22 protein-coding genes are annotated in these 20662 nt (G+C 53.9%); 14 read left to right on the top strand and 8 right to left on the bottom strand.

What is annotated here, in order from left to right; all coding sequences use genetic code 11:
* Positions 1–91: 91 nt before the first annotated feature.
* Together QKW35_RS17480 and QKW35_RS17475 are read left to right on the top strand one after the other, a co-directional pair.
* Positions 92–526, top strand: a complete 435-nt coding sequence (locus QKW35_RS17480) for a FixH family protein (protein ID WP_282355230.1) — start codon at positions 92–94, stop codon at positions 524–526.
* 19 nt (positions 527–545) lie between these two features.
* Complete coding sequence (locus QKW35_RS17475; RefSeq protein ID WP_282355229.1) at positions 546–1805, top strand: cytochrome-c peroxidase; 1260 nt, start codon at positions 546–548, stop codon at positions 1803–1805.
* A gap of 8 nt (positions 1806–1813) precedes the next feature.
* On the opposite strand, the gene QKW35_RS17470 is transcribed toward QKW35_RS17475, so the two are convergent.
* From QKW35_RS17470 to QKW35_RS17460, 3 genes are read right to left on the bottom strand one after another with little or no spacing between them, the layout of a single operon-like run.
* Complete coding sequence (locus QKW35_RS17470; RefSeq protein WP_282355228.1) at positions 1814–2932, bottom strand: hypothetical protein; 1119 nt, start codon at positions 2930–2932, stop codon at positions 1814–1816.
* A 16-nt stretch (positions 2933–2948) separates the two neighbouring features.
* Positions 2949–4595: a GMC family oxidoreductase gene (locus QKW35_RS17465; protein WP_282355227.1), complete on the bottom strand. Its 1647-nt coding sequence runs from the start codon at positions 4593–4595 to the stop codon at positions 2949–2951.
* A complete protein-coding gene (locus QKW35_RS17460; RefSeq protein ID WP_282355226.1) occupies positions 4592–5110 on the bottom strand; it encodes a gluconate 2-dehydrogenase subunit 3 family protein in 519 nt (172 codons plus the stop codon). Before QKW35_RS17460 ends, QKW35_RS17465 begins: the two co-directional genes overlap by 4 nt.
* A gap of 385 nt (positions 5111–5495) precedes the next feature.
* Between QKW35_RS17460 and QKW35_RS17455 the strand changes: the two genes are divergently transcribed.
* Positions 5496–6986, top strand: coding sequence for an FMN-binding glutamate synthase family protein (locus QKW35_RS17455; protein ID WP_282355224.1), 1491 nt, complete (start codon positions 5496–5498; stop codon positions 6984–6986).
* Between the two features lie 57 nt (positions 6987–7043).
* On the opposite strand, the gene QKW35_RS17450 is transcribed toward QKW35_RS17455, so the two are convergent.
* Positions 7044–7244, bottom strand: coding sequence for a PA3496 family putative envelope integrity protein (locus QKW35_RS17450; protein ID WP_282355222.1), 201 nt, complete (start codon positions 7242–7244; stop codon positions 7044–7046).
* A gap of 344 nt (positions 7245–7588) precedes the next feature.
* Positions 7589–8488 carry an SIS domain-containing protein gene (locus QKW35_RS17445; protein WP_282355220.1) on the bottom strand — a complete coding sequence of 300 codons (900 nt, stop codon included), beginning with the start codon at positions 8486–8488 and terminating at the stop codon, positions 7589–7591.
* 238 nt (positions 8489–8726) lie between these two features.
* On the opposite strand from QKW35_RS17445, the gene QKW35_RS17440 reads away from it, so the two are divergent.
* Positions 8727–9803: a TRAP transporter substrate-binding protein gene (locus QKW35_RS17440; RefSeq protein ID WP_282355217.1), complete on the top strand. Its 1077-nt coding sequence runs from the start codon at positions 8727–8729 to the stop codon at positions 9801–9803.
* A 96-nt stretch (positions 9804–9899) separates the two neighbouring features.
* On the opposite strand, the gene QKW35_RS17435 is transcribed toward QKW35_RS17440, so the two are convergent.
* Complete coding sequence (locus QKW35_RS17435) at positions 9900–11279, bottom strand: TRAP transporter large permease (RefSeq protein WP_282355216.1); 1380 nt, start codon at positions 11277–11279, stop codon at positions 9900–9902.
* Complete coding sequence (locus tag QKW35_RS17430; protein ID WP_282355214.1) at positions 11276–11833, bottom strand: TRAP transporter small permease subunit; 558 nt, start codon at positions 11831–11833, stop codon at positions 11276–11278. Before QKW35_RS17430 ends, QKW35_RS17435 begins: the two co-directional genes overlap by 4 nt.
* A gap of 169 nt (positions 11834–12002) precedes the next feature.
* Between QKW35_RS17430 and QKW35_RS17425 the strand changes: the two genes are divergently transcribed.
* From QKW35_RS17425 to QKW35_RS17390, 8 genes are all read left to right on the top strand, one after another.
* Positions 12003–12605 (top strand): YjaG family protein, encoded by a 603-nt coding sequence (locus QKW35_RS17425; protein ID WP_282355212.1) that lies wholly within the window; start codon positions 12003–12005, stop codon positions 12603–12605.
* Positions 12602–12865, top strand: coding sequence for a hypothetical protein (locus QKW35_RS17420; protein WP_345774504.1), 264 nt, complete (start codon positions 12602–12604; stop codon positions 12863–12865). The genes QKW35_RS17425 and QKW35_RS17420 overlap by 4 nt, the downstream gene beginning before the upstream one ends.
* 73 nt (positions 12866–12938) lie before the next feature.
* Positions 12939–13367: a hypothetical protein gene (locus tag QKW35_RS17415; RefSeq protein WP_282355210.1), complete on the top strand. Its 429-nt coding sequence runs from the start codon at positions 12939–12941 to the stop codon at positions 13365–13367.
* A 197-nt stretch (positions 13368–13564) separates the two neighbouring features.
* Positions 13565–14536 carry a GTP-binding protein gene (locus tag QKW35_RS17410; protein ID WP_282355208.1) on the top strand — a complete coding sequence of 324 codons (972 nt, stop codon included), beginning with the start codon at positions 13565–13567 and terminating at the stop codon, positions 14534–14536.
* Positions 14537–14538: 2 nt separating this feature from the next.
* Complete coding sequence (locus tag QKW35_RS17405; RefSeq protein ID WP_282355207.1) at positions 14539–15207, top strand: hypothetical protein; 669 nt, start codon at positions 14539–14541, stop codon at positions 15205–15207.
* 246 nt (positions 15208–15453) lie between these two features.
* Entirely contained in the window at positions 15454–16422 is a 969-nt protein-coding gene (locus QKW35_RS17400) for a GTP-binding protein (RefSeq protein WP_282355205.1), read from the top strand.
* A gap of 61 nt (positions 16423–16483) precedes the next feature.
* On the top strand, positions 16484–17098 hold the full coding sequence (locus tag QKW35_RS17395) for a DUF8082 domain-containing protein (protein ID WP_282355204.1): 615 nt from the start codon (positions 16484–16486) through the stop codon (positions 17096–17098).
* 14 nt (positions 17099–17112) lie between these two features.
* The gene (locus QKW35_RS17390; protein ID WP_282355203.1) at positions 17113–18303 is read left to right on the top strand and encodes a HAMP domain-containing protein; all 1191 of its coding nucleotides are present in this window, start codon (positions 17113–17115) and stop codon (positions 18301–18303) included.
* A gap of 59 nt (positions 18304–18362) precedes the next feature.
* Here the strand turns inward: QKW35_RS17390 and QKW35_RS17385 are convergent, their stop codons facing one another.
* A complete protein-coding gene (locus tag QKW35_RS17385) occupies positions 18363–19301 on the bottom strand; it encodes an NADP-dependent oxidoreductase (protein WP_282355202.1) in 939 nt (312 codons plus the stop codon).
* Between the two features lie 133 nt (positions 19302–19434).
* Between QKW35_RS17385 and QKW35_RS17380 the strand changes: the two genes are divergently transcribed.
* Both QKW35_RS17380 and cysZ read left to right on the top strand, forming a co-directional pair.
* Complete coding sequence (locus QKW35_RS17380; RefSeq protein ID WP_282355200.1) at positions 19435–19662, top strand: hypothetical protein; 228 nt, start codon at positions 19435–19437, stop codon at positions 19660–19662.
* 8 nt (positions 19663–19670) lie between these two features.
* Positions 19671–20444, top strand: a complete 774-nt coding sequence (cysZ, locus tag QKW35_RS17375) for a sulfate transporter CysZ (protein WP_282355199.1) — start codon at positions 19671–19673, stop codon at positions 20442–20444.
* Positions 20445–20662: the final 218 nt, after the last annotated feature.

The following is a 20662-nucleotide window of genomic DNA, read 5'->3' as shown; positions in this document are numbered from 1 at the left end:
TGTACTTACAGCTGCCTACTTGCATAGTCTGCGATCTGATGTACCAATACATTGTCCAGCCAGGCAGACTATCAAGTCCCCGGACAAACCTATGCAACAGATAGTACGGAATCACCTGATAAGGCGAATATTCAGCATCTATGCTGTGCTTATGTCGCTGCTCTTAAACTCTGCTCTGGCAGAAAATACTGATTCAGCCGTCACCCAGGTAACGCAGAGTCAAAACTACGTGGTCACTCTAACACCGGTATCTACGCCGGTTGAAGTAGGCGAGATCCATGGGTGGACGCTGACGTTGCAAAACCGGGAAGGAGAGACGGTTAACGGGGCAGTTATTAAGGTTCGGGGGGGGATGCCTCATCATGGGCATGGCTTTCCAACCCATCCTGTTGTTTCCGGGCAACTTGAATCGGGAGACTATCTCCTGGAGGGACTCAAATTCTCCATGAAAGGGGCGTGGGTTATAGAGCTGAATATCAGTGTCGATGGCACCAGTGACAAGGTAAGATTTAACCTGGATATCTAGGCTTAAGCCGGTCAGCATCATGCATCGACGTTATTTCCTCAAAGTTCCTCTCGCGGCGCCTGTCGTTCTGTTTGCCTCATTATTGTCGCATTCTGCAATGTCCGGTAGTCCAGATGCGCTTTCGACCGTGGAGCTACAACGGGCGTCACAGTTTCATATTTCCAATCTCGCGCTTTCCCCTCCAGATATCAGTAATGCAATATCCGAAAATGCGGACGCCATCGAGTTGGGGAGACAGCTGTTTTTCGATGAAGCGATGAGCAGCAATAATTCAGTTAGTTGTGCAACCTGCCATATTCCTGAAAATGGTTTTCAGGACAATAAAGCAGTGGGTGAAGGTGTTGCGCGTGGTGTTCGGCGGACAATGCCTATTGCCGGTGCTCAGTGGTCGCCCTGGTTTTTTTGGGATGGGCGCAAAGACAGTTTATGGAGCCAGGCTTTAGGGCCATTGGAAGATCGAAAGGAACATGGCGCTACCAGAGCCCAGTTAGCAAAATATGTACTCAGCAACTATTTGGATCAGTATCAATCCATATTTGACAACAGCGCACCGCACACTGCTTCGTGGCCTGATATTGCCAGCCCGCTAGTCCCCGGCCTTGCAGCGGAAAACTGGAATCAGCTGTCATCGCAGGGTCAACATGATATCAATGTTGTCTTTGCCAACATTGGGAAAGTCATCGCGGCATACGAGCGGACCATACGCCCGAATGAAAATCGCTTTGACCGATATATCGCCGCTTCTCTCAATACACACCCTATTGACGATAATAGTGCGATGTCCTCAGAAGAAATCGCAGGTTTTCGGCTGTTCAGCGGAAAGGCACAGTGTTCGACCTGCCACACGGGGCCTCGTTTTACCGACGATTTCTTTCATAATACTGGTATACCAACGCCACTCGGAAAGGTTCCGGATCTAGGCCGTTATAAAGTAATTTCGCAAGTCCTGTCTGATCCGTTCAACTGCGCCGGCATCTATAGCGATGCCGGCGCAGACAGCTGTGCAGAACTGAAGTACATGCAAACAAACGCCCGGCAATTTATTGGTGCTTTTAAAACGCCATCCTTGCGCGCTGTCTCTCAGAGAAGCCCTTATATGCATGCGGGGCAGATCAAGACACTTGAGGATGTCATAGAGCACTACTCTCGTGCAGGAGACGCCTTGTCCGGATCGCTGTCAAACTTTAACGTTAAAAACGGACGGGTTTCTGAGCTTACGCCGTTGAATTTAAATGACGCGGAAAAAAGGCAGCTCGTGGCATTTCTGAAGACCCTTTAATTCTGTGATCAGCGACAGGTCTCCACCTGGGGTAAGTGACTGAACAGACGTTGTCTCACCTCCCGATTCTGGAGCTTCCAGATTGCACTGTCGGTATAGTAGTGGTGGATATTCACCGCAAGTGCCAACATGCCGCCTATGGTCATGAGACCGTTTGTATTTCCTATCAACAGGTCCGGTAAGTAGAAGATGCCCAAGCCACAGACGATGGTGATCAGATAATAAGTCAGCAGCTTCCCAATCTTCGCAGGCGTAAGCTGGGGATTGTCTGGGTTGCGCGCTCTCATAGCATTCAATTCAACCCGGGCTGGGAAAATCATGTATTGGAGGGCATGAGAAAGTTGTACAAACATATAGGCCCCGGGTTCAAGAAAGAGTACGAAGTACCACATGTACACGGTTAACCAGGGCACGAGTACCCGGGCATCAATCCGCCCCTGGCGTGCGAAGATGCGGACAAATACATAGAGCCCAGCGACAAATGCGCATATCGCCAGTGCATTGGCGAGGTACATTATATAGTCTGCCTGAAGTGGAGCCGTGAACGCGTTTTTGGGTAGCGTTTCCACTCCCCAAATGACGTGCCAGAAAATAAGGGCACGTAAGCCATTGCGTAAAACATGCCGTTCCCAGGGGCGTAGTGCCAGTCCGGATAGATGAGAGAATGTCGCAATCATGCCCCAGGTTTGACCTGTATAGTGCCAGGCCAGATACAGAGCAGCGATCAGCCAGAGAACATAAGCCATCTGCTGATTAACCACATAGGCGGGTACATCTGCATTCGTGCCGTAAAAAAGGCTGGTAAGGCAAACGAGTAGTAATACCCCCGGGACGCCGAGCGTGGCCATGGGATAGGATGTTAGGTTATCCCTTTTGGCATACAGTAATTTGTATGAAACGACAAAGTGTGGCCAATTGATCAGTGTTTGCAGGACGAACAGGTCGATAAAATTGATCTTGTCCTGAGGGGGATTTCCCGTTGTGAAATTCCATAGCGAAATAGAGGAAATCACCACCATCACCACTATCGAGATGCCTCCGACACAAAGAAGATCCGCGACGGGGGTCGTGATTGCACCCTGTGACAGATGTGTGTAACGCCCGAGCTTTAAAGTGCGGAAAGACATCTATTTCCCTTCCTTGCTATGGTTTTGTCCCGTTAATATGTGCAGCAGCTCGTAAGGCAAGGGCTTGAATCGTTAAGCCTGGAGATTCACCGCCACCCGAGCTGGGGAAAACACTTGCATCAATTATGTACAGATTTTTCCAGCGATGGCTTTGACACCACTCATTTACCACGGAGTCATTCGCATTCAAACCCATGCGACATGTGCCAAAAACATGGGTGGAGCTGAAAATATCGTAAGAGCTGAACTCTTCAATAATACGCTCAACACCTGCTGCTTTTAATACGGCTCGCGCCGTGTTCGCCATAAAACGGATACGGCGGACAGCCATGTCATCTACATAGCTATGAATCTCTGCCAAGGGTACCCCAAATTTATCTTTCTTTGCGGACAAACGTATAAACGATTGGGGGTGGGGCAAACTTTCTGAGATACCGGCTACCGACAAGACGGTACCGATCTGCGTACGCATATTTTGTTTATGGGATCGTCCCCACCCCTTAATCACGCGTTTCGCGTAATTTACCGGTCCAACTAAATCAGATTCGCCTTGTGCAGGTCCGAACCGGCATCCACCGATCGCATCAGGGATCGCATCGGGAGCGTTATAGTCCCAACAGATCATATCGACGGGTAACCCCCGATGGCTGCCGAGATTTTCTTTATGTTGTCCCGTGCTTGTCCACAAAAGCGTTTCCATGAAATTTTTGCCTACTTCCCCGGACTCGTTACACAGCCCATTTGGTGACGAGGTGTCTTTCGAATTTAGCAGGAGGCGTGGTGTTTGAATCGCGCCTGCTGCGATGATCAGCAGCGGCGTTTCAAGATAACGGTGTTCGCCGTTCTCAACGAAATGTACGCCTTTAACCCTATCCTGTGAATCGGTCTCGATTCGAGTAACCGTGCAGTTTGCTTTAATCGTACAGCTGTTCGTTGCGTCCGCTGCGCGCAGGTAAGTGATATCGATGCTGCCTTTGTCGCCAATCGGGCAGCCCCGCAAACATCCTCCGCAGTGATTACAATTGCCACGCCCATCACGGGGTGAGGAAAGAACCGCCAGCGAATTGGGGACGGTGCTCATACCAAGAGCGGTGAATCCTGACTGCAGTGTCTGACTGGCGTAATTCAAAGGATGAGGTGTTTCCGGGTAATGGGTCGACCTGGGCCGAAACGGTGTATTCCTTGGTCCGGCAACTCCCACAAAGTTTTCTGCCGTAACATAGTAGGGTTCCAGATCGTCATACGTAAGCGGCCAGTCCGCACCGACACCGTACTCAGACTTCAACTTCATTGAGCGGCTGTTCAGGCGGTGTGCTTCACCCGTAAAGTGCAATGAGCTGCCACCGACACCTTGCACGTGGTGGTACCCGTATGACACGCGATGAGCATTGGGATTAAGCTGTCCCGAAATATGATTCCAAGATCGTATATCGCTGTTACGGGCATCCAGCGTTTGCAGCCCCGTGACTGAGTAATTGGTGTGGTGTTGTGTTTTGTAGGGGAAAGGTGACTCCCAGTGTGATGTATGTAACTTATAATCTGTTGCAGCCTCATAATGCGGTCCTGCTTCCAGGACTAAAACTTTTTTGCCTTCACGACTCAGGGCCCAGGCTGATGCTCCGCCGCCCGCCCCTGAACCCACAATGACAACATCATACTTCATAGACTATCTCGCGGTTTGAGGTGTGCGGTGGGATATCCGTTTGGTTGAGGAGGGGTGGAAATGGCAAGGCCTGGCCAGCTTCTGGGATCAGAGTAGTACAATTGCATGGCGTCATCTCTAACCCATGTCATAAAGACTTGAGGCAAAGTACCAACTGGAGCGTTAAAGGCTGCATCGACCAATTTCTCTTTTTTGTCGTCTGAGAGCTCATGGAAAGGTAACCTCCAGTATTTGAGTGACTGAACATTTAACCATTGGGTACCTTCAACAAGTAGCTGGTGGTAATTATCGATGCCAGACGCTTTTTTAATTAGCTTTTGATCAATATTGATGTCGCTTGCAGAAGGGGTGGAATCTCTTGGAATGAGTACATCCAAAAAGCTTTGTAGTGTTGATATATGGATTGTCGGTGCGGCGGGCTTAAGCAGTGCAGCGAATGAGTGAGAGGTCGCTAACGACGTAACCATTGCGATGGATTTCAGCAACTTCCTGCGCAATTTATTAACCACAGCCATACCCTATATGCCATTGATATCTGAATATTTAATACAGTGATGTTAAACGTCTTAGTTAAGGCGTCAAACAGTCGGCATGAATTCTTTTGCGAACGAGGTAAATGAGGTGCGGTCGCGCCTACCGCTTGGTTATGTCGGCAACCCTGCAGGCTTAAAACATACCAAGAGACATTAATAAAAGAGGTTGGATTATCAACGTTTCTGCAATAGAAACTTGGGCCACTAATTTTCAGGGATAAATCATCTGATGGTGCAACTATTGGGCTGCTGATCCGTGCCAGTAGTTAGCTGATGCGCCTGTCTGCCGTGATCGGTTACACTGCCAAAACAATAATGAATAGAGCCACAAGGCTTGGGAACGGTGAGTTCCCCGTGGGGAGGGGTTATGAACGAAGCGGTTACCAATTTTGCCATCAACTTTATCGCTTTTACCGGCGCGTTGATGCTGCTACTAGTTGTCGGTGGACTGATCACCGCAGTGGTGATCTATCAGGTAGACAAACACCAGACAAAGCAGGCGATCCGGCGTAACTATCCACTGGTGGGGCGTTTTCGTTATCTTTTTGAGCATATTGGCGAATTCTTTCGCCAATATTTCTTCGCCATGGATCGCGAGGAGATGCCGTTCAACCGTGCCCAGCGCTCCTGGGTTTATCGCGCAGCCAAGAATATCGACAACATGATCGCCTTTGGGTCCACGCGTGATCTGCGTGTACCCGGCACCTACCTGTTTCTCAACTGTCCGTTCCCCACGCTAAAAGAGGATGCCAGTGCCACACAGCCGATGCGCATCGGGCAGTTCTGCCGTCAGCCGTATGATGCACCTTCATTCTTCAATATTTCCGGCATGAGTTACGGTGCGTTATCAAAGTCTGCAGTCCTGGCACTGGCTAATGGCGCTGCAAAATCTGGTTGCTGGATGAACACGGGTGAGGGAGGCCTGTCGCCGTACCATCTGGAAGGGAAGTGCGACATCGTATATCAGATTGGCACCGCCAAATATGGCGTACGCAACGCGCAGGGCCTACTGGACGATAACAAATTGCGCGAGAAAGCGGCGTTGCCCCAAGTGAAGATGTTTGAGATCAAACTCAGTCAGGGCGCGAAGCCGGGCAAAGGCGGTATCCTGCCGGCAGAGAAGGTGAATGAAGAGATCGCCGCGATTCGCGGCATCCCGGTGGGAGAAGCCTCCCTCAGTCCGAACCGCCATCCGGATATTGCCTGTGCTGATGATCTGTTGGATATGGTGGCACGGGTACGTGAGGTGACCGGTAAACCCTGTGGTTTCAAGCTGGTGATTGGCGATGCGAATTGGCTGGACGAGTTTTGTGAGAAAGTCAAAGCGCGGGGGATCGAAGCCGCACCTGATTTTATTACTCTCGATAGTTCAGATGGCGGCACCGGTGCTGCGCCGATGCCGCTGATGGACAGCGTGGGCCTGCCGCTGCGTGAAAGCCTGCCGATTCTGGTCAACAAGCTGGTTGAACACGATCTGCGTGACCGTATTCGAGTGATTGCATCTGGCAAGTTGATCAACCCAACCGATGTGGCAGGGGCGATCTGTATGGGGGCGGATTTTGTGGTGTCTGCACGTGGATATATGTTTGCGCTGGGGTGTATCCAGGCACTGCAGTGTAATAAGAATACCTGTCCAACCGGGATCACCACCCATGATCCGGACCTGCAACGGGGATTGGTTCCGGAGGACAAGGCAGAGCGTGTAGCCAACTACCACGATCATTTGGTGCATGAGGTCGAGATGATCGCACACTCATGTGGTGTGGCAGAACCGCGCAGGTTGCGGCGCCAGCACGCGGCTATCGTGGTGGAAGGCAGTCGCTCGGTACCGTTGAATATCCTCTATCCGGAATACTGAGCGGTCAAAAACTAAAAAAGCCAGTCTTGGAAACAGGACTGGCTTTTTTATCTTGGCTTACTCGTCGTACCAACGCTCGGAAATTTCGTCGTGCAGCTTTTTCTCTTCGAAGTGCTGCTCGATTGCGCGACGGGCTCGCAGGGAGCGGCGGGACGCGACACGTTTACGACTCAGTTTCTCTTCTTCGTCGAAACCGACCAATAGATCGAAGACTTCCGTCTGAATTTGATTGAGGTCCTGCTCTTTTCTAACCAGCATAACTCTAGCTCCTAGATCATCACAGTCAGGAGATCGCCAGATATCTGTTGCCCTCCCGGGCGACCGGGGATCTCACTGAGACAGCCTACAGAAAGGGATAACAACGCTGGTCCGTTCCAAGCAGATACGCCCTTGGCGTATGGGGAAATCAGCGGAAGCAGTCATCCCTTAGTTTTTCTTTTATCGCAGATATGAACAAATATCAATCAATCCGCGAGACAGGAAGGGATGCTAAAGGCTCTCCATTGCAGAAAAATGAAAGCCTGAGAGAACTGAATAGACCTTAGTATGAGGTTGGCGGGTAAGCTGCAGGTGACTGCACGGAATCACCTGCATATCAGGTCTTAGCCGCGATCCAGTGTGCTTCGATCGGTGCGTCGGATCGGTGGCCGCTTGTCGTTCTGGCGCAGGGAGCGCAGGCTGCGTTTGATGGTTTTCAGGTGATCCAGCAAGCCCGGTCCCAGCTTCATCGCTACACCTACTGCCAGGACATCGATCACCACCAGATGGACCACGCGGGAGGACATCAGGGTGCTGAGGTCCTTATCCTCCTCCAGATCGATCGGAATGGCGATGGACGCCATCTCCGCCAGCGGTGTACCGCCCGGGCAGAGGGAGATCACGGTGGCACCGGTTTCTTTCACCAGCTTAACGGTGTGCAGAAGGTCCTTGGTGCGACCGGTCTGGGATATCGCCACCACCACATCGCCCTCTTTCAGCGTCACCGCCGAGATAGTCTGCATATGCGGGTCGGAGTATGAGGTCGCGTTGATCTGCATACGGTGGAACTTGTGTTGGGCGTCGGTACAGACCGGTGCCGACGCGCCAAAGCCGTAAAATTCAACCCGGGAGGCCTTGGCCAGTACCGCGATCGCATCTTCCAGGATCTGCGGATCCAACTGTTCACGGATATTCATCAGGTTGCCGATCATCGAGTCGAAGATCTTGGTCTTGAACTCGGTGACCGTGTCGGTGCGGTTGAGGGAGAACTGCTCGAAGTTGGGATTGGTCGCTACACCCTGTGCCAGGGTGAGCTTAAAATCCTGGAAGCCATCGTAGTTGAGCGCACGGCAAAAACGGACCACGGTAGGCTCACTGACATTGGCTTCGGAGGCCAGGTCAACGATACGCATGTGGATCACGTCATTGGGATGTGCCAGCACAAAGTCGGCCACCTTCTGCTCTGACTTACGCAGCTTAGGGCGGGCATCGGCAATGGACTTCAACAGGTTAAAGGAGTTCAACGTTTTTCCCCACGGAACAACAAACGGCAAAAGTATAACAAGCTTACGTACATTAGGGACCCTCCTTAACGGCGCTTTGGAGTCTCCATGTGTCATTTATGTAACACAATTTGTTGAATTACGGTGGTACCAGTTCGGTATCTCTGAAAGATCGCTGTTTTAAGCCAATTGCGGGCAAGCCTCTGCAGTGCTATTTTTTCAAACCGATGAAGAAAAATAATGTTAAGGGAGTAGGCTAGTGAAACGTCGTCAATTTCTACAAGGCGCAGGCGCTGCAACACTTGCAGCGGGCGCATTGGCATCCGGCACTGCCCAGGCAGCACCTGAATTTAAATGGAAAATGGTCACCACCTGGCCAAAGAACTTTCCAGGGCTGGGGACCGGTGCCAACTATCTGGCAAAACTGATCGGTGAGATGACCGGTGGCCGTGTACAGGTAAAAGTGTACGGTGCCAAAGAACTGGTAGGTGCGCTGGAGATTTTTGACGCGGTTTCCCGCGGTACTGCAGAGATGGGCCACGGCGCAGCCTACTACTGGAAAGGCAAAAGCGTAGCGGCACAGTTCTTTGCAGCGGTACCGTTCGGTTTGACCGCTCAGGAGATGAACAGCTGGTTGTACCACGGTGGCGGTATGGAGCTGTGGGAAGAGCTGTACGCGAAGTTTGGTCTGGTACCGGGGGCTGCGGGTAGCACCGGTGTACAGATGGGTGGTTGGTTCAACAAAGAGATCAACAGCCTGGAAGACCTTCAAGGCCTGAAGATGCGTATGCCGGGATTGGGTGGTGAAGTCCTGAAACGTGCCGGTGGTACCCCTGTACTGCTGCCAGGTGGTGAGATCTTCCCTGCGCTGCAGTCCGGTGCAATCGACGCAACCGAGTGGGTAGGTCCATACAACGACCTGGCGTTTGGCCTGTATAAAGCGGCTAAGTACTACTACTACCCAGGCTGGCACGAGCCGGGCACTACCCTGGAAAGCTTCATCAACAAAGAAGCGTTCGAAGCGCTGCCAAAAGACCTGCAGGTTGCAGTACGCAACGCGATCCGCGTCGCAAACCAGGACATGCTGGCTGACTTCACAGCGAAGAACAACCGTGCGCTGGATCAGTTGGTTAATCAGCACGGCGTGGAACTGCGTAAGTTCCCAGACGAAGTACTGACCAAGCTGAAAGCACTGTCCGATGAGGTGGTGAAAGAGGAAGCGGCGAAAGATCCGATGGCTCAGAAAGTGTATGACTCTTTCATCAAGTTCCGCGAGCAGGCGACTGCATGGCACGCAGTATCCGAGCAGGCTTACCTGAACGCACGTACCCTGTAAGTGAGGTCTCGTGCAATAAAAAAGCAGGCTTTTTAGCCTGCTTTTTTTATGTCCGTAGAAGCCGCAGCACCCGCTAGATGCTGCGGCAAAATGGATCTAGCCGTACACCACTTCCGGCAACCAGGTTGCCAGGCTTGGCCAGTAAGCCAGCAGAGCGAGAGCGGCCAGCTGGATGATGATAAACGGTATCACACCCCGGTAGATCTGCATGGTGGTGATGCTGTCCGGTGCCACACCACGCAGGTAGAAGAGGGCGAAACCAAACGGCGGTGTCAGGAAGGAGGTTTGCAGGTTCAGCGCCAGCATCACACCCAGCCACACCGGATCGAGGCCCATGTTCAGCAGGATAGGGGCAACGATCGGCACCACCACGAAGGTGATCTCGATAAAGTCGAGGAAGAAGCCGAGCAGGAAAATCACCAGCATTACCAGCAGCATCGCGCCAAATACACCGCCCGGCAGGTCGTGCAGGAAGTCACGTACCATGTCGTCACCGCCGTAGCCACGGAACACCAGCGAGAAAATCGATGCACCCACCAGGATGATAAACACCATGGAGCTCACTTGGGTGGTGGAACGCATTACTTCACGCAGAATACTCAGGCTGAAGCTCTTACGGAGCATTGCCAGCACAATGGCACCCACTGCACCCACAGAGGCCGCTTCGGTTGGCGTTGCCAGACCACCCAGGATGGAACCCAGTACCAGTGCAACCAGTAGCACCGGCGGTACCAGTGCACGCATCACTCGCCCGGTGAGGTTCTCGACCGCTGCACGTTCCTCTTCCGGAATTGCCGGTACGGAATCCGGTTTAGTGATCGCCTTGAACACCAGGTACAGCACGTAGGCGGCAACCAGCAGCAGGCCCGGGATCAACGCGCCCAGGAAAAGATCACCCACGGTTACCGTATCCGGCGAGAAGATGCCCTGATCCAGCTGTGCCTGCTGATAGGCGGAGGAGATAACATCACCCAGCAGTACCAGAACGATGGACGGAGGAATGATCTGACCCAGTGTGCCGGAGGCACAGATGGTGCCGGTGGCGATCGACGGATCGTAACCTCGGCGCAGCATGGTTGGCAGGGATAGCAGACCCATAGTCACAACGGTCGCACCCACGATACCGGTCGAGGCGGCCAGCAGCATGCCCACCAGAGTCACGGAGATACCCAAGCCCCCACGCATCGGGCCAAATAGCAGCGCCATGGTGTCGAGCAGTTCTTCGGCGATCTTGGATTTCTCCAGCATCACGCCCATGAACACAAACAGCGGTACCGCGATCAGTACCTCGTTGTTCATGATGCCAAACAGGCGGTTGGGGATCGCCTCCAGGAAGACGGAATCGAAGTGGCCGGTGTACGCCCCGATCGCGGCAAACAGCAGGCCGGTACCTGCCAGGGAGAAGGCAACCGAGTAGCCCAGCAACAGGATAACAACAGCGCCGATAAACAGCAGCAGCGGCAGAAACTCCATCATAGTGCGTGGCCCTCCTCTTCCTCTAACAGATGTCCTTTTCCAGTCAGCACCAGAATGCTGCGCAGGACTTCACCGATACCTTGCAGAATGATCATCGCCGGCATCAGCAACAGGCTGGTTTTCAGGACGTAGCGCAGTGGGATACCACCGGCTTCCTGCGAGCCTTCGCTCAATTCCCAGGAGGTCGCTACATATTCCCAGGAGATATAAAAGATAAATGCCGCTACCGGAATCAGCAGGCAGAGGGTGCCGAACATATTGATGATCGCCTTACCCTTTTCACTCATTGGTCGGTAGAAGATATCGACGCGCACATGGCCGTCGTGTTTCAGGGTATACGCCGCACCGAGCAGGAATACGAAACTGTGCATGTAGATCACAGATTCCTGCAGGGCAACGTTGCCCACGTTAAACAGATAACGCATTACCACGATGGTAAACGTGGCCAGCACCATGGCCAGGGTCAACCAGGAGATAGCCCGGCCAGACCACTCACTGATCGCATCAATCAGACGCACAATCGTGCTTAGAGCTGAGGTGTTAGAGGAGGTCATACGGTTGATTACCCTATGAAGCTTTTTATTGTTAGCTCGGAAGTATAACAATTTTGCTCAATTTAGCGGCATTCGTAGTATCACGTAACTGGATCTTATTCGGATATTTGCTGGAAAAACCGTACAATAGGCGGAACTAATGAGTCCCTATCGGTGGAGAGCAGAGACTATGTCCGATCAGTCTATGAAAAAGCAGCTGGCGGAGCTGCAAGACTGGCAGCTGGTTGCCTTCAGTGCAGCCCTGAGTGAACGTATGTTCCCTAACTTTGCGCTTTTCTCGCGCCTGGTTGAATTTGGCAACGCACAGCAGTTGCGCCAGATCCTCAATGGCGTATGGGACAAGCTGGGTAACACGGGTGCCAAGATGAACTTCGAGGTGCAACTGGACAAGGTGGAAGCCAATATTCCGGACCTGGAAGAGTTCACCATGTACGGTGCGTTGCCTGCTAACGATGCAGTGGTCGCTCTGTTCTCCACTCTGAATATTATCCTGGCGGCCGATCCGGAAGAGGCCGCCAACGTGGCTCTCCTGTCCCGTGAATGTGTGGCCAGTTTTATCGAGATCAGCGAAGCGGACGATCAGCTCTCCGACGAAGAGGTGGTTCGCCTGATCAATACCCACGAGATGATGGAGCAGGAAGAGGCGTTTCAGGAGGAAGTGCTGGAGCGTGTGACCGCCAGCAAAAAGCCAAATAAAGACCTCATCGCTGCGCTGAGAGAGCTGGCGCACAACGAAGGCTTCAGCAACATAGGGATCACTGACAGCGAATGATACTGCGAATTGGATTGTTACTGCTGATTGTGCCCGGCGTGGTCATGATGGGGCTTTATCTGAATGAACTTTCGGCAGTGAAGGAATGCCTCGGCGCCGGAGGTTCCTACGACTACGTCAATGCGGTCTGCGATCAGACGCAAACGCACGCCTTTAGCCCGTTTATGGTGCGCAACCCGCTGTTGGTGAATGGCGGCATGCTTCTCTCCGTGGTGGGCCTGTTCTGCTGCCTGGCCGGTTTATACACCCGCGCCCGCTAAGTAAAGGAGCCGGTCACACTTAACGATTGGTTAAGCCCAACCGACTCCTAGGAAAGCTCTAAGGATTTTCACGATGAAAAAGAAACTATGGATGGCGCTGCTGGCGCTGGTTGTACTCGGCGGACTGGTGCTGGCGTGGATGTATAACACCGGTTGGGTGGATGACTTTAATGCCGAGCAGAACCGGGTGCTGCAGGAGCGCACCGAAGCAGGTTTGCAGTTCGGCACGCGTGCCAACCAGAAGCAGTGCCTGGATCAGGCACTGGCGGACTTCGACGGCTGCTTGGGTTATCAATGCACCGTGGCGTCCGGGCGTTTCCTGAAGGCTTGTCTGAGCAAGGCCACTTCCAGTGAAGGTTTTTGCGACGGTGTACCGGAATTTCGCGAGAAACCCAGCGAAGACGATAAAGAGTGGGCCAAAGACTACTGCCTGGACAAAAACATTCGCGGCGACAATTGCCGTTTACTGATGCGCCAGCAGCAGCTGTTTTGCAGCCCCTAAGCTGGTGGCAAACTGACCTCTCTCAACATGACTTAACCCATATTCCTGTAGTATCTGGATCAGACGCAAATGACTAGTATTAATAGGGGAAGAGGGTGCTCTGGTTCAGACTGGAACGGGCAGAGCCCTTGCGGGTGACCGGTGTGTAAGCGCTCCATCCGTGGAGAAATAGAGCATGTTTGAGAAGTAGATTCTGCATGGAAAACCATAAAGTTCTCTTTATCGGACCTGTGGGTTCAGGTAAGACCACCGCCATCCGCTCGATCAGCGACATCGACTGCCTTGATACCGAAGCGCAGGTGTCTGACGTGACCGGGCGCCGCAAGCAAACCACCACCGTGGCGATGGACTACGGCCGCCTGACCCTGAGCGAAGAGTCCCGTGTCCATCTGTACGGCACCCCAGGACAGGCCCGTTTCCGCTTCATGTGGGAGCTACTCTCCGAAGAGATCGCCAAAGATTGTGCGGGTGTGGTGATGATGATCGACAACACCCGCAATTACCCGATGCGCGATCTGAAATACTATGCCCGTGAATTTGCCAATGTCATCGACAATAAACGCTTGGTGATTGCAGTGACCCGGTCCGACCTGCGTATGCGTCCTTCGGTGGAGGAATACCACGGTCTGTTGAAGGAGCTGGGTAAAGAAGCCGCCGTGTGTTTTATCGACGGTCGCCGTAAATCGGATCTGCTCAGTCTGGTTGAGCTGATCCTTGAAGGGCAGTGCGACTACTCCGAATGGGCCACGCTGAAGCGTCTGGCCGAAGCCGAACAGAAGGATATGGAGTTCTCCAGCAACGGTGCCGAGCTGGAGATTGACGAATACCAGGGCGAACAGGTGGTGATCAAGGAAAGCGTGGTCAACGGCCTGCTCAATATCGAAGGCGTGCTGGGCTTAGCCGCTACCGACGCCAACGGCGACCTGGTGACCTCCTCGCTGGAGGGCAGTCAGCTGGAGAACTTTATCGCCTTGGTCACCGGCATTGTGCCGGACCAGGGTGAGAACTCATCATTGGGACAGGTGAACAACGTGGTGTTCCGAGACCGCCACGAAAACAACCTGTCGGTGTTTGTTTGGGAGGGGATGGCCTTAGGCGTGGTTTCCAGCCGAAAAACATCGACCCGCATGATCCGTCAGCAGGTGAACGATCTGCTGCAGTGGGGGTAAGCGTGTTAAGTATTCTGCATGATCTCGAAGCTTACAGTGGCGCACAGCACAGTGGGGTAAGCTGGCAGGGTAATCTGATCGCCTCAACCTGTCCGGCAGACCTGCAACAGGACCTTATCCGCAGTCAGAGTGTGGTGGCTCAGCTGTTTACGGGCATTAACAACTGTGGTCATAACTACGCTGAATTACACCTGGAGCTGGATCGACACTTGCTGCTCGCCTACCGGCTTGCGGATGAATGCACCCTGCTGATGCTGACCCGTAAAGGGATTAACATGGCGCTGATGGCCACGTCGGTTCGTTCGGTGAAAAAGCGTATCCTCGACTCGCTCAGCAAGTCCGCCGAGTTGCCGTCGTCCGATCTGGAGCCGGTGTTCCCGGTGGGCGAAACCGGCTTTATCCAGGCGGGAGCGGTGCAGGATCAGGAATATGCTGCGGCCCTGAGCGAACTGATGAACAAGTTGTGCGACAAGATGGTCGACCTGCTGGGCTCCTCCGGTGCGATCAGCTTCTACCGTATTCTTAACGAGTGGAAGCGCCAGAACGGCATGAACAAGTACAAGCTGCCGGCGCTGCTCAAGTTGCTAGCGGCGGAACTGTCTGGCGACCAGCGCGAGCAGTTCCTGAAAGAATCCGTGGTGATGACCCGCGAACTGGTTCATCGCGGCTAATCCCCAGCCGCTTTCTTAAACCGTCGATTGGCGTAACCCAAGCAACGCCTTGGGGTAACGCTCTCCTTTAGCTGCAGTAATTTGTAGCTTTCTTCTGTATTGCGCCTCATATCTGGGGTGCACAACTGATCGCTGGTTGTACGTCATACTAACGTCACATCCCGGTGGTTCCATTGCGTTCTTGATTTTCATTCGCGGGGCAGAGGAATGCCCCGTGTCGGACCGCAAGCGGAATTACACAGGCGTATGTCAGATCTCAAACTTATCTTTGCAGGACCGGTCGGTGCAGGCAAAACCACGGCCATCAATGTCCTCAGTGATAAACCCAGCCTGAACACAGACAAAGCGGTTTCCGATGTTACGGCGTCGCGCAAGGCGACCACCACCGTCGCGATGGACTATGGATGTCTGGCTCTAAACGAAACCCAGAAAATCCACCTGTACGGTACCCCCGGGCAGATGCGTTTTCGCTTTATGTGGGAACTGCTGGCTAACGAACTGGCGGCAGACTGCGCAGGCCTGGTGTTGTTGATTGACAACAGTCGGGCGTCCCCCTTACGGGACTTGAAGTACTATGCGCAGGAGTTTTCCAACCTGATTACACGTAAGAAGCTGATCATCGGTGTGACCCGCTCAGATCTGCGGGCCGAACCCGAGCGCGCCCAATACGAAAGCTGGGTGGAGGAGCTGGGGCTCACCGCAGAGGTGGTCTTTTTGGATGCACGCCGCAAAAGCGACGTGCTGACATTGCTGCAGCGTTTTATCGGTGACCGCGTGGATGCGGACTGGTCGCAGCTGCTGGCCGATGCCGAAAACGCGCCCGAGCGGTCCCTACCTGCGGTTGAGCAGGCACCGTCTCAGGTCAGCGATTACCTTGGAGAGAACATCGTCATGAAAGATTCCATAGTGGATGACGTCTTGAACATCAAAGGCGTAGAGGGCGCGGCACTGGCGACCGCGATGGGCGATATCGTGACCTCGTCACTGGACGATACCGAGCTGGATGACTTTATCGGCTTTATGGCGGGCATCGTGCCGGTCTTTGAACAGGTATCCGATCTTGGCCAGGTGCAGAGTGTGGTGCTGAAAAGCGACACCAGCGAAAACCTGTCGGTGTATGTAGAAGAGGAACAGGTCCTGGGGGTTGTATCGTCCAACCGCACCTCCGTCCGTATTTTGCGCCAGCAGCTCGATGACCTGCTGCAGTGGGGATAACAGGCGATGCAAAGCATACTGAAAGATCTTGAGATCCTGGGGGGGGGTACAGCACGGCTGTGTGATTCATCAGGATCAAGTACAGGCCTCCACCTTCCCGAGCATCCTCAACGACAACCTCACCGGTGTCGCCAAGGTGATGACCCAGATTTTTATGGGCGTTGAGGGGATGCAACGTAACCATCGCGAAATTCACGTGGAACTCGAAGACAACTTGCTGATCGGGTACCGCCTGGAAAACGGCGCAATCCTCGCGCTTCTGGCAGAGAAAAACATCAACCTTGCGTTGATCAAGACCGCGGTCCGTTCTGCGACGGCGAAGCTGCTGGCCACGTTGAACGAAAGTGTGGTCTCGACAGACTCGGCACCTGCAGCGGCTCCCGTTGCGGCGGTGCAGGGAACTGCAGGCGACGAGCCAGTCGGGGGGCCGCTGTCCAGCGCATCGGAGGCGATGCCGGCGGAAGTGCTGGATGTGCATTTGGAGAAGCTCAAGCTGTTGCTGGCCGAACAGATCGGTCCGGCAGCACGGGTGGTCTTTGGGCGTGCACAAAACAGTTGGCAGGCGGCGGGCGAACCGCTGACCGGTCTGTGCATCCGTCTGGCTGAATTTATCGATAACAAACAGAAACGAGCGGAGTTCCTCCGCCGTGCCAACGCATCACTGCCTAAAGGATAAGACGGAGAAACGCGGTGAAAACGATCAAGTCGAAAGTTGAACGTGCCCTGATACTGGTTGCCTTGGTGCCGGTGCTGGTACTGGCGGGTTACGTCTACTACTCCACCACTGATGCCCTGAAAAGTGCCAGTGTGAGCAACCTGGAACGTCAGGTTCAGCTGCTGTCCGGCTCCGCTTTTGGGGTGCTGAAACATGTCCCGGGTGATCTGAGTTACCTGCGTGATTCCGCGTCCATGTTCCAGTACGGCCGTGCCCTGGTGATCAAGGATCAGAATAATCTGGATGTGAACGGCCGCGCCCTGGCACGTGATTTCCTGAGCCTGGCCAAGAACCGCCGCATCTACAATCAGCTGCGATTTGTCGCTGCCGACGGGCAGGAGCTGATCCGTGTCGAGCACAACGAAGAGCAAGGTTACAGCCGTGTTTTACAGCCGGATCAGCTGCGCAACAAAAGCAACAGCCTGTACTTCCGTGAAGCGTCCAAGCTGGAGTTTGGGCAGACGTACGTATCCCCGGTCGACCTGAACCGTGAAGACGGCGAACTGGAAGACCCGATCCGCCCAACCATCCGCTTTGCCACGCCAATCTTCGCGGTGGGCAATCGTCTGGTGGGTGTGCTGATCCTGAATGTGGATGCCAACGCCTTCCTGAATCAGATCAAGGATGCTTCTACCCCGGGTGGTGTGCAGTTTGCGCTGGTGGATGACCACGGTTACTACCTGGCGAACAGCAATGCCGAACTGGAGTGGGGCAGCACCCGTGACCTGAACCACGGCAAGTCGATGCCGGTGGATCGTCCGCTGTTGGCGCGTGAGGTCCTGGCGGTCAGTGGCAGCGCTCAGGTTGACCTGAGTGATGATCTGGTGGCGGTGACACCGTTGTATGCAGACGAGCAGCAGCAACACGTGATGGGTCGTCTGGTAGCAATTGCACCCAAGTCCGTGGTCCTGAAGCTGCTGGATAACTTCGTGATTGCTTTGGGGGTGTTTGTGGTTGTCGCGGTGGTGATGGCGTTCGTGATCGCCAAAACCTTGTCCCGCTCCCTGACCCGTCCACTGATCTACCTGACCCAGGCGGCTGACAAGCTGAGTAAGGGGGAGGTGGAGACCGCAATCACTATCAACTCCAACGATGAAATCCAGCGTCTGGCTGAAGCGTTCGAGCGTCTGCGCGAATCGGTGAAGATCCTGATGAAGCTTGGTTAAATTGCTGCACGTCGTCATGCAGTAAAAAGGCCGCTATTGCGGCCTTTTTACTGCGATATTTAGAGAGTAAGCACTAACTTGCCCCGTACGTGGCCCTCCTGGCTGAGGCGGAACGCTTCGGCCACCTGCTCTAACGGTAAAGCTTCAGCCAGCGCAACCCTTAATTTACCTGCTTTGTGCAATGTCACCAGCTCGGCGAGCTGGTCGGAGTTGGCTTCGCAGCGGATCGGCAGCACCGCATGGCCAACCTCGTCACCGGCCGCGATTACCTGATCCTTGGTAACGGAGGGCAGGGTGACCATCACACCGCCCGGTTTCAGGCAGGGGAGGGCATTAATCGCAGTGTCACCGCCTACGGCATCAATGATCAGGTCAATGTCACTCAGTGCCTGGGTGACGTCGTCGTGATGGTAGTCGTACAGCTTATGCGCGCCCAGACTGCGTAGAAAGCTGTGGTTGCGGCCCGATGCGGTTCCATAGACCTCGGCTCCGGCCCAAGCGGCCAGTTGTACCGCCAGGTGACCCACACCGCCGGCCGCACCCAGAATCAGCACCCGTTGGCCCGCTTGCAGGCTGCCCTTATCAAACAGTGCCTGCCAAGCGGTCAGGCCGGCGGTGGCGATGCCTGCTGCGGTAATGCTGTCGAGGCCCTCGCCTCGTTTGGCGATCTCAGCGGCAGGCGCAGCAATGAACTCTGCATAACACCCCGCCCGTTCCGGAAAACGGATCATGCCAAATACCTTGTCTCCGGGAGTGAAACCGCTGACGCCTTCGCCCAGCTTATCGACCACTCCCGCAAACTCCCAGCCCGGGATAAACGGCAGTTCGCCAATAAACGGTGCTGCACCCCCTCCGGCGCAGGTTTTCCAGTCGATCGGGTTAACCCCGCAGGCCTCATTTCGAACCAGAACTTCGCCGCGTTGGGGCTTAGGGGAATCCACCTCTTCCAGCTTCAGCTTACTGGTATCGCCAAATTCGTGGATCTGTATCGCTCTCATCTGTCTCTCCATCGCAGGTGCGACTCAGGGTGCAAACAGGGTGCCTTGGACCTAGGGATTGCAGCCGTTACATCTAATTTTTGTTAGGCTTGTTGCCTCTAGAAACTTAGCAGAAAGTGGACGTAAGGCGAGTATGATGTATCTGGCAATGATCGAAGAGTTGTTGTTCTGGGGCGGACTGGCGGTGTTTCTGGTGTCTCTGGCGCTCTACGCAGGACGGACCAAGGACTTCAAATCTGTGCTGATGTTCTGGCAGCCGAATATTGAGTTCAATGTTGTGGAATTTAAAGTGAACCGTGCAGGTCTTAGTATGATGATCGTAGCCGTTGTGCTGCGTCTGTACGCATACTTTATGAGTTGATAGGTGTTATGAAAGGAAATCCCGCTAAAGGCGCGGGTTATCTGCTGAAGGGATTGTCGATGCTGCCGGACCCGGCCATCCGCCCCTTTGTGCTGATCCCGCTGATCGTAAATATTCTGTTATTTGTGGGCGCCATCTGGCTGCTGATCACCCAGTTTGATGTCTGGATCGACTTCCTGTTGGGCTACCTGCCGGACTGGGCCTCGTTCCTGGAGTTTCTGTTGTGGCCGCTGTTCGCACTGATGGTGCTGGTGGTGGTTTATTACAGTTTTACCTTGGTGGCAAACCTGATCGCGGCGCCGTTCAACGGCTTTTTGTCTGAGAAGGTGGAACGCAAGTTGCGTGGTGAAGTGGTGACTGATGAGGGCTGGCAGGCGATTATTGCGCTGGTGCCGCGTGCTATCGGCCGCGAGTTGTCGAAGCTGGCGTATTACCTGCCGCGCTTTGTTCTTCTGCTGGTACTGACCTTTATCCCGGTGCTCAATATCGCGGCGCCGTTTCTGTGGTTCCTGTTTGGGGCCTGGATGATGGCGATCCAGTACTGCGACTACCCGATGGATAACAACAAGGTGAGCTTCAAGCAGATGAAAGAGCTGCTGAAGGCACGTCGCCTGACCTCGGTAGGTTTTGGTGGTCTGGTGCAACTGGGGATGATGATTCCGGTACTGAACCTGGTGCTGATGCCTGCGGCGGTGGTGGGGGCAACCTGCTACTGGGTGGAGGAGCATATCGGTGATCATTTGGGCGCTGAGAACTCAGCACGGCCTCGGCTGGATCGTTGATCACACTCTGCATCAATTAATGCCCCTATAAACCTTACTTGGGCGAGATAAGGGGAGTTGCTGAACTCCTCTTATCAATCTCTGATCGGTCCGCCTTCTCCGGACTACTGTAGGGCAGCGTCGTCGTCATCGAAGGTGATCACGCTGCCGGTAGGCTGATCACCAAAGATGACGCAGAGCCTACCCTACAATGAATGAGCCTCGAAAAGTGTCAACGT

Source organism: Pontibacterium granulatum, assembly GCF_029961155.1.
Lineage (GTDB): Bacteria > Pseudomonadota > Gammaproteobacteria > Pseudomonadales > Balneatricaceae > Pontibacterium > Pontibacterium granulatum.
Note: the sequence above shows the minus strand (reverse complement) of the source record. Positions and strands in the feature narration are given on the sequence as shown.

Coding starts and splice junctions, on each gene's coding strand:
- QKW35_RS17480 (WP_282355230.1), top strand. CDS start 92: ATGCAACAGATAGTACGGAATCACCTGATAAGGCGAATATTCAGCATC.
- QKW35_RS17475 (WP_282355229.1), top strand. CDS start 546: ATGCATCGACGTTATTTCCTCAAAGTTCCTCTCGCGGCGCCTGTCGTT.
- QKW35_RS17470 (WP_282355228.1), bottom strand. CDS start 2,932: ATGTCTTTCCGCACTTTAAAGCTCGGGCGTTACACACATCTGTCACAG.
- QKW35_RS17465 (WP_282355227.1), bottom strand. CDS start 4,595: ATGAAGTATGATGTTGTCATTGTGGGTTCAGGGGCGGGCGGCGGAGCA.
- QKW35_RS17460 (WP_282355226.1), bottom strand. CDS start 5,110: ATGGCTGTGGTTAATAAATTGCGCAGGAAGTTGCTGAAATCCATCGCA.
- QKW35_RS17455 (WP_282355224.1), top strand. CDS start 5,496: ATGAACGAAGCGGTTACCAATTTTGCCATCAACTTTATCGCTTTTACC.
- QKW35_RS17450 (WP_282355222.1), bottom strand. CDS start 7,244: ATGCTGGTTAGAAAAGAGCAGGACCTCAATCAAATTCAGACGGAAGTC.
- QKW35_RS17435 (WP_282355216.1), bottom strand. CDS start 11,279: ATGATGGAGTTTCTGCCGCTGCTGCTGTTTATCGGCGCTGTTGTTATC.
- QKW35_RS17430 (WP_282355214.1), bottom strand. CDS start 11,833: ATGACCTCCTCTAACACCTCAGCTCTAAGCACGATTGTGCGTCTGATT.
- QKW35_RS17425 (WP_282355212.1), top strand. CDS start 12,003: ATGTCCGATCAGTCTATGAAAAAGCAGCTGGCGGAGCTGCAAGACTGG.
- QKW35_RS17420 (WP_345774504.1), top strand. CDS start 12,602: ATGATACTGCGAATTGGATTGTTACTGCTGATTGTGCCCGGCGTGGTC.
- QKW35_RS17415 (WP_282355210.1), top strand. CDS start 12,939: ATGAAAAAGAAACTATGGATGGCGCTGCTGGCGCTGGTTGTACTCGGC.
- QKW35_RS17410 (WP_282355208.1), top strand. CDS start 13,565: ATGGAAAACCATAAAGTTCTCTTTATCGGACCTGTGGGTTCAGGTAAG.
- QKW35_RS17400 (WP_282355205.1), top strand. CDS start 15,454: ATGTCAGATCTCAAACTTATCTTTGCAGGACCGGTCGGTGCAGGCAAA.
- QKW35_RS17385 (WP_282355202.1), bottom strand. CDS start 19,301: ATGAGAGCGATACAGATCCACGAATTTGGCGATACCAGTAAGCTGAAG.
- QKW35_RS17380 (WP_282355200.1), top strand. CDS start 19,435: ATGATGTATCTGGCAATGATCGAAGAGTTGTTGTTCTGGGGCGGACTG.
- cysZ (WP_282355199.1), top strand. CDS start 19,671: ATGAAAGGAAATCCCGCTAAAGGCGCGGGTTATCTGCTGAAGGGATTG.